The sequence below is a fragment of the Nocardia sp. NPDC058497 genome, assembly GCF_042720195.1.
GTDB lineage: Bacteria > Actinomycetota > Actinomycetes > Mycobacteriales > Mycobacteriaceae > Nocardia.
This window is the reverse complement of sequence record NZ_JBHXMY010000139.1, coordinates 1-7287: the sequence shown is the minus strand read 5'-3', so window position 1 is coordinate 7287 and position 7287 is coordinate 1. Positions and strand designations below refer to the sequence as shown.

Below are 7287 nucleotides of genomic sequence, written 5' to 3'. Positions count from 1 at the left end.
TGTGTCGCATAAATTGTTGTAGGTTATCACCGGCTACGGTTCGCGGCCCCTTTTTTTCGGGGCATTTCGCGGGGTCCACTTCTGAAACCCCCCGGCCCGGACCCCATGGGCACGAATACGCCGGATCAGAGAATCGGCGACGGGGTGTAGCGCGCCGCCTCGGGGTTCGCCTCGACCAGCTTCTGCACCTGCGCGATCACCTCGGACACCTGATCGGAGGCGGCGCCGATGAACGCCGACTTGTCGGCCAGTGCGGCATCGAGCGCGGCGCGGTCAAGCGGCATCCGGTCGTCGGCGGCCAGGCGGTCCAGCAGGTCGGGCTCGCGGCCCTGCTCGCGCATGGCCAGCGCCACCGCGACCGCGTGCTCCTTGATGACCTCGTGCGCGGTCTCGCGACCGACGCCCGCGCGCACCGCCGCCATCAGGATGCGGGTGGTGGCCAGGAACGGCAGGTACCGGTCGAGCTCGCGGGCGACCACCGCCGGGTACGCGCCGAACTCGGCGAGCACGGTCAGGAAGGTCTCGGTCTGGCCGTCGATGGCGAAGAACGCGTCCGGCAACGCGACGCGGCGCACCACCGAGCAGAACACGTCGCCCTCGTTCCACTGCGCACCGGCGAGCTCGGCCGCCATCGAGCCGTAGCCTCGCAGCACGACCTGCAGCCCGTTGACGCGCTCGCAGGAGCGGGTGTTCATCTTGTGCGGCATCGCCGACGACCCGACCTGGCCGGGCTGGAAGCCCTCGGTGACCAGCTCGTGGCCCGCCATCAGCCGGATGGTGTGCGCGAACGACGACGGGCCCGCGCCCAGCTGCACCAGCGCCGAGAGCACGTCGTGGTCCAGCGAGCGCGGATACACCTGGCCGACGCTGGTGAACACGGTCGCGAAGCCGAGGTGCGTGGCCACCTGCTGCTCGAGCGCGGCCAGCTTGCCCGCGTCACCGTCGAGCAGGTCGAGCATGTCCTGGGCGGTGCCCATCGGGCCCTTGATCCCGCGCAGCGGGTAGCGGTCGATCAGATCGCGCAGCCGGGCCAGCCCGACGAGCACCTCGTCGGCGGCGGAGGCGAAGCGCTTGCCCAGCGTGGTGGCCTGGGCGGCGACATTGTGCGAGCGACCGGCCATCACCAGCGTCTGGTACTCGGCGGCCCGCTCGGCCAGCCGGGCCGCGACGGCGACACCGTGGTTGTAGACGTGCTGGAGCGAGAGCCGGATCTGCAGCTGCTCCACGTTCTCGGTGAGGTCGCGGCTGGTCATGCCCTTGTGCACGTGCTCGTGCCCGGCCAGCGCGTTGAACTCCTCGATGCGCGCCTTCACGTCGTGGCGGGTGATCCGCTCACGCTCGGCGATCGAGGCCAGATCCACGTGGTCGATCACGCGCGCGTAGTCGTCGATCACGCCGGCGGGGACGTCGATGCCGAGCTCCGACTGGGCCCGCAGCACCTCGAGCCACAGCCTGCGCTCGAGCACGATCTTGTTCTCGGGCGACCAGAGCGCGACGAGCTCCGGGCTGGCGTATCGGGTGGCGAGGACATTCGGGACGAGGCTCACGAACGTTCAGTCTAGTTGGCGTGCCCGTTCCAGCTGCTGGGGCATCATGTTGGGCACTACGGGCGGGGCGACGATGTCGATCATGTCCAGCAGACCGGCCCGTGCGGGGCGGCGCGGTTCCGGATGGCCCTCTATCAGCGCGGCCACTACGGCGCCGTCGACGACGGCGACCAGCCTGCGCAACTGCTCGGGGCGCACCACTCGGTCGGAGCGGCGCAGCACGTCGGCGAGCAGTTCTTCGAGCTGGGTGCGTAGTCGGAGCTGGACCTCGCGTAACTCGGGGTGCCGGGCGGAGGCGACGGAGCGCTCGTAGCGGGCGATCAGCTGACCGCGGGCGTCGAGGTCGCCGTCGTCGGGGCCGACGAGTAGGTCGAGGACCAGGTCGACGGTCGCCTCGGCGCCGCGCCTGCGATGGCTGACCTCACCGACCCGGCGACGCATCGCGTCGAGTTCGATCGCGCCGCTGAACTCGACGGCCCGGGCGATCAGATCTTCCAGCGACTCGAAATAGTAGGTGGTCGAGGCGAGCGGAAGATCGGCCCGCGACGCCACCGAGCGATGTCGCACCGCGTCGAAGCCGCCTTCGAGCAACAGTTCAGCCGCCGCCGCCACCAGGGCCTGGCGACGTCGTTCGCCTTTCGGGGTCGTCGCGGTGGTCACCGTGCCATCGTGCCAGTCATCATCAGTTCAACCGTGCGCAATCGTCATCGGGGAAACGCGGGAAATCGGGATAACTGAGTTTTACCGTATCCCGGCACGGAAGTGTTCGTACTAGGCAAAGTTGTTGTCGCACATCACTGTTGACAACAAGACTGGTCAGTCCTTCAGGAACCGTCCCAACCGGTCCAGTGCTGCGGCGATGTCGTCGGTGGCGCCCGCGAAGGAGAAGCGAACTGTGCGAAGACCGTGCACGGTGTCGAAGTCGAGACCGGGTGCCAGCGCGACGCCGGTGTGCTCGAGTATCTCGGCGCACCAGGCGCGGGAATCGTTGGTCAAATGACCAATATCGGCATAGGCGTAGAAAGCGCCGTCGGCGGGCGCGAGATCGGTGATGCCGATGCTCGGCAGACCCTCCAGCAACAGTGCCCGGTTACGCGCGTACCGGCGCACGTGACCGTCCAGTTCATCCTTGGCTTCCGGCCCGAACGCGTGCACCGCCGCGTATTGGGAGATGGCGGGCGGGCACACGGTCATGTTGGAGGCCAGCCGCTGCAGGGCGGGGCGCAGGTCCACGGGGGCGAGCATCCAGCCCAGGCGCCAGCCGGTCATCGAGAAGTACTTCGACACCGAGCCGATCACCACCGCGGAACGGGAGAACTCCCACGCCGATGAGGTCGGCGTGCTCGCCCCCTCGTAGGTGATGCCGTGGTAGATCTCGTCGGAGATCAGCAGGGTGCCGTGCTCCTCGCACCAGCGGGCCAGCGCGGCCAGCTCGGCCGGGTCGATCATGGTGCCGGTCGGGTTGGCCGGGCTGGCCACCACCAGGCCGGCGGGCGGCTCGGGCAGCGCCTCGAGCATGGCCACGGTCGGCTGGAAGCGGGTCTGCGGGCCGCAGTCCAGTTCGACCACGGTGCAGCCGAGGGCGGTCAGCGTGTTGCGGTAGGCGGGGTAGCCGGGCCTGGCCACCACCACGGTGTCGCCCGCGTCGAAGGCGGCCAGGAAGATCAGCGTGAACGCGCCCGACGATCCCGTGGTCACCACCACTTCGTCCGGGTGCACGTCGTAGCCGTAGGTCTCGCTGTGATGCCCGGCGATGGCTTCGCGCAACGGCAGGATGCCGAACGTCTCGGTGTAGCCGAGCAGTTCGTGGTCGATGGCGGCCCTGGTGGCCCGCAACACCGGCGCGGGCGCCTGCGTCGACGGCTGCCCCGCCGCGAGGACCAGCACATCCCCGTGCGACCTGGCCCGTTCGGCCGCCGCCTTCCACACATCCATCACGTAGAAGGGGGGGATTGTCGACCGGCGCGATTCTCTGGACACCCGAGAGACGGTAGAGCACCCGATCGCGCGCGTTCACAGATATGGTCGGCACAATGGCTCCGACGGCGAAGACGCAGCCACCGACGCAGCAGGCGCAGCTGCGGCGGGGCCGGGGCGCGGGGGCACCATGGAGTGGATGAGGGCGGGGAGAGTGCGGCGGGCGGATACGCGAACGGTCGATCGCGCTGAGCCGTCGGCTGTCGATGATTCGCCGGCCGCGGCAACCGTGTCGACGACGGGTGACAGTGCGCGCCCGGCGGATACAGCGGCAGGCAGTCACGAGCGAGCGGCAGCCGATGGGGTGGGGCCGGTAGATGCGGGCGCCGGCAAGCAGGCCGCAGCCGACGGCGCCCGGCACGCAGACACGGACGCCCGCAGGCAGGCCGCAGTCGACGAGGTGCGCCCCACAGACACGAACACCGACAAGCAAGCCACAGCCGCCGGCACCGGGCCCGCAGTCACGGACACCGGCCGGCAGGCCACAGCCAATGGTGATGCAGCGGATGACACTTCGGTCGGCCACAACGCCCCGGCGGACGACAACGCGTCGGCACAATCCGCCGCCGGCCGCGCAGCCCGGCGCGCCGTCAGCATCAACGGCCATGTCCTGCAATCGAATTGGCGTGAGCAGCTGCCGTCGAGGACCAGTGTTCGCGAGCGGGTGACGGCCTGGGTGGAGAAGCACCCGGCGGTCGGCGAGGTCGCGGGTGAGCTGCGCCGAGGGGATGTGCGCACGGTGTTCTGGTTGCGGCCCAAGGCGCGCGCCGAAGCGCTGTGGGTGCAGCGGCCGAGCCGGGATCGAGTGCGTCAGGTGCTGTTCGAGCAACGGGTGCTGATCGCCGGGGTCGTCATCGTCGCGGTGTTCGCCGCCGCGGACTCGCAGATCAGGGACATCGCGAGCGATCGTCCACTGGCGCCGGGTGAAGCGCAGCGAGTGGCGATCGCCTATCCACCGCAGCTCGCGCCGAATCCGCAGTCGTCGAGCCGCCTGCTCGCCGCCATCGCCAGGGGTGAGAAGCGCCGCGAGGCAGCGGTGGTCGCCGCCGCCGCGCGCGCCACCCTGGAGCGGGCGAAGGCGGAAGCGGCGGCTGCGGCGTCGGGCGAGTGGCAGGACTGGATGGGTCAGCGGGCCCCGGTGGTCCCCGGGGTCATGGTGCCGGGGTCGACGACGTCCGGCGGCGGTTTCAGCCTGCCCGCCAAGGGCGCGTTCACCTCCGGTTTCGGCTCACGCTGGGGCACCATGCACCGCGGCATCGACATCGCCGCCCCCATCGGCAGCCCCATCTACGCCGTCGCCGACGGCACCGTCGTGGAAGCCGGACCAGCGCAGGGTTTCGGCCTGTGGGTCCGCATCCGCCACGACGACGGCACCATCAGCATCTACGGCCACATGTACGACTTCTTCGTCTCCCAGGGCGAACGCGTCCCCGCGGGCATGCAGATCGCCCGCATCGGCAACCGCGGCGACTCCACGGGCCCCCACCTGCACTTCGAGATAGTGCAGAACGGCCAGCACGTCGACCCACAGGCGTGGCTCGCCCTGCACGGCCTGCGGCTGACCTGATCGACGCCCCCGGCGACAGCACATGATCGACAGGTCCGCGGCGGCCAACAGCAAGCCGCGACCATACGAGGGCACCTGATCGACGGATCCGCGACGGCCGGCAGCAAGCCGCGACCGTGCCAGGGCACCTGATCGACGGGTCCGCGGCGGCCGGCAGCAAGCCGCGACCGTGGCGAGGGCATCTGATGTACGGCCCGCACCCACGAGGGCCTGCGCAGTGCGTCAGTCGGCAACGGGGGCTGGTTGAGCGAACGCCGGACGAGCGGTCGACCTGATCGTCGAGATCAGCGGACACAACGTTGTCCGCTGATCTCGTTCCGAGTTACTCGGAAACCTTCGTCCGCTCCGGGACGACCACCTCGGTCGCGCCGATATCGGTGCGGAAGTGGCTGCCGGGGAGCTTGATCTGGGCGAGCCGGGCGTAGGCACGTTCCCTGGCCTGGGCCAGATCGGCGCCGACGCCGACGACGTTCAGTACGCGCCCACCGGCCGAGACCAGCGCCTTGTCCTCGCGCTGACCGGTGCCCGCGTGCAGCACCAGCGTGTCGCCGTCCAGCGCGCCGTCCTCGGCACCGGTGATCACATCACCGGTGCGGGGGCGGGCCGGGTAGTTCTCGGCGGCCAGCACGACTGTGATGGCCGAGCCGTCCTTCCAGCGCGGCGGCTCGACCTCGGCCAGGCGGCCGGTGGCGGTGGCGTGCAGGAGTTCGGCGAACGGGCTGTCCAGCAGGGCCAGGACGGCCTGGGTCTCGGGATCGCCGAAGCGGCAGTTGAATTCGACGACGGCCGGGCCGTTGCTGCCGATCGCCAGGCCCGCGTACAGCAGGCCGGAGAAGGCGCTGCCGCGCGCGACGAGCTCGGCCGCGACGGGCTTGACCACGTCCTCGACGATCTCGTTCAGCGTCTCGTCGGGCAGCCACGGCAGCGGGGTGTAGGCGCCCATGCCGCCGGTGTTGGGGCCGGAATCGCCGTCGCCGACGCGCTTGTGGTCCTGGGCGGGCAGCAGCGGGACCACGGTCTCGCCGTCGACCAGGCAGAACAGCGACACCTCCGGCCCGTCGAGGAACGACTCCAGCAGCACCGGGTGGCCCTGCTCGAGCAGTTCGGCGCCGTGATCGCGGGCCGCGCGGCGGTCGGCGGTCACCACGACGCCCTTGCCCGCGGCCAGTCCGTCGTCCTTGACCACCCAGGTCGGGCCGAAGCGGTCCAGCGCCGCGTCCAGGTCGGCCGGGTTGTCGACGATCTCGCTGTGCGCGGTCCGCACACCGGCGGTCGCCATCACGTCCTTGGCGAACGCCTTCGATCCCTCGATCCGGGCCGCGTCCTTGGACGGACCGAACACCGGGAATCCGGCCGCGCGCACGGCGTCGGCGACGCCGAGCACCAGCGGCACCTCGGGTCCGATCACCACGAGATCGGCGGCGACCTCGGCGGCCAGCGCGACGACGTCCTCGGCCGCGCACGGATCGACCGGGCGAAGCTCGGCATGCTGTCCGATGCCAGGGTTGCCCGGGGCGGCGATGACCGCCGTCACGGACGGGTCCCGGCGCAGCGCCAGGACGAGGGCATGTTCACGGGCTCCGGAACCGATGACGAGTACGCGCACCGCCGTAGTTTAGTCGCGCGGGCATCGACCCCCGCGAGACCCCCTTGGTGTGCTGATCGACCGCGCTGAGCATTCACTCTTCGTCCTCGCGGTCCATTTTCCGACCGATCCGCTGTTCATTGTTCGCTCAGCGCAGTCATCTCCCTTGGGCCACAATGGAACCAGACGTGGCGACGCCGAAGGAGCACACCGATGGGCCTGCTCGACGGGATGATGGGTAACGCGGGGCGGATCGATCCCGCCGCCGCCCAGCAGGAGTACGCGAAGCTGTTCGGCCAGGGTGAGCAGGTCTACTCGGCCTTCATCCTGGTGCGCGACGCGATGCTGTTCACCAATCGCAGGCTGATCCTGGTGGACAAGCAGGGCGTCACCGGCCGCAAGGTCAGCTACCACTCCATCCCCTACCGCTCGATCACCCATTTCGCCGTCGAGACCGCGGGCACCTTCGACCTCGACGCCGAGCTCTACATCTGGATCGGCAGCGGGAACGAGCCGGTCAAGCAGCGGTTCAACCGTCAGGTCGACATCTACGAGGTGCAGGGCATCCTGTCGCATTTCGTCGGGATCTGATTAGGCTCGCCGCTATGGCA

The 7287-nt window shown here is 69.9% G+C and carries 6 protein-coding genes; 2 read left to right on the top strand and 4 right to left on the bottom strand.

The genetic code is table 11. The features are described from left to right. Positions 1 to 125: 125 nt before the first annotated feature. The 3 genes from purB to ACFWPJ_RS12370 all read right to left on the bottom strand — a co-directional run bounded on the left by purB (position 126) and on the right by ACFWPJ_RS12370 (position 3527). Complete coding sequence (gene purB, locus ACFWPJ_RS12380) at positions 126 to 1547, bottom strand: adenylosuccinate lyase (RefSeq protein WP_378850112.1); 1422 nt, start codon at positions 1545 to 1547, stop codon at positions 126 to 128. 6 nt (positions 1548 to 1553) lie between these two features. Beyond that, the gene (locus ACFWPJ_RS12375; protein WP_378850107.1) at positions 1554 to 2207 is read right to left on the bottom strand and encodes a TetR/AcrR family transcriptional regulator; all 654 of its coding nucleotides are present in this window, start codon (positions 2205 to 2207) and stop codon (positions 1554 to 1556) included. A gap of 156 nt (positions 2208 to 2363) precedes the next feature. Next, the gene (locus tag ACFWPJ_RS12370) at positions 2364 to 3527 is read right to left on the bottom strand and encodes a pyridoxal phosphate-dependent aminotransferase (protein ID WP_378850104.1); all 1164 of its coding nucleotides are present in this window, start codon (positions 3525 to 3527) and stop codon (positions 2364 to 2366) included. 301 nt (positions 3528 to 3828) lie between these two features. Here ACFWPJ_RS12370 and ACFWPJ_RS12365 point away from each other — a divergent pair, with 301 nt between their 5' ends. Next, positions 3829 to 5091, top strand: coding sequence for a M23 family metallopeptidase (locus tag ACFWPJ_RS12365; RefSeq protein ID WP_378850102.1), 1263 nt, complete (start codon positions 3829 to 3831; stop codon positions 5089 to 5091). A 322-nt stretch (positions 5092 to 5413) separates the two neighbouring features. On the opposite strand, the gene purD is transcribed toward ACFWPJ_RS12365, so the two are convergent. Next, on the bottom strand, positions 5414 to 6697 hold the full coding sequence (gene purD / locus ACFWPJ_RS12360) for a phosphoribosylamine--glycine ligase (RefSeq protein WP_378850099.1): 1284 nt from the start codon (positions 6695 to 6697) through the stop codon (positions 5414 to 5416). A 192-nt stretch (positions 6698 to 6889) separates the two neighbouring features. Here purD and ACFWPJ_RS12355 point away from each other — a divergent pair, with 192 nt between their 5' ends. After that, positions 6890 to 7267: a PH domain-containing protein gene (locus ACFWPJ_RS12355; RefSeq protein WP_110037428.1), complete on the top strand. Its 378-nt coding sequence runs from the start codon at positions 6890 to 6892 to the stop codon at positions 7265 to 7267. Positions 7268 to 7287: the final 20 nt, after the last annotated feature.

What these genes read in the sequence shown, in the direction of transcription:
- ACFWPJ_RS12355 (WP_110037428.1), top strand. Translation starts at nt 6,890, where the DNA reads ATGGGCCTGCTCGACGGGATGATGGGTAACGCGGGGCGGATCGATCCC.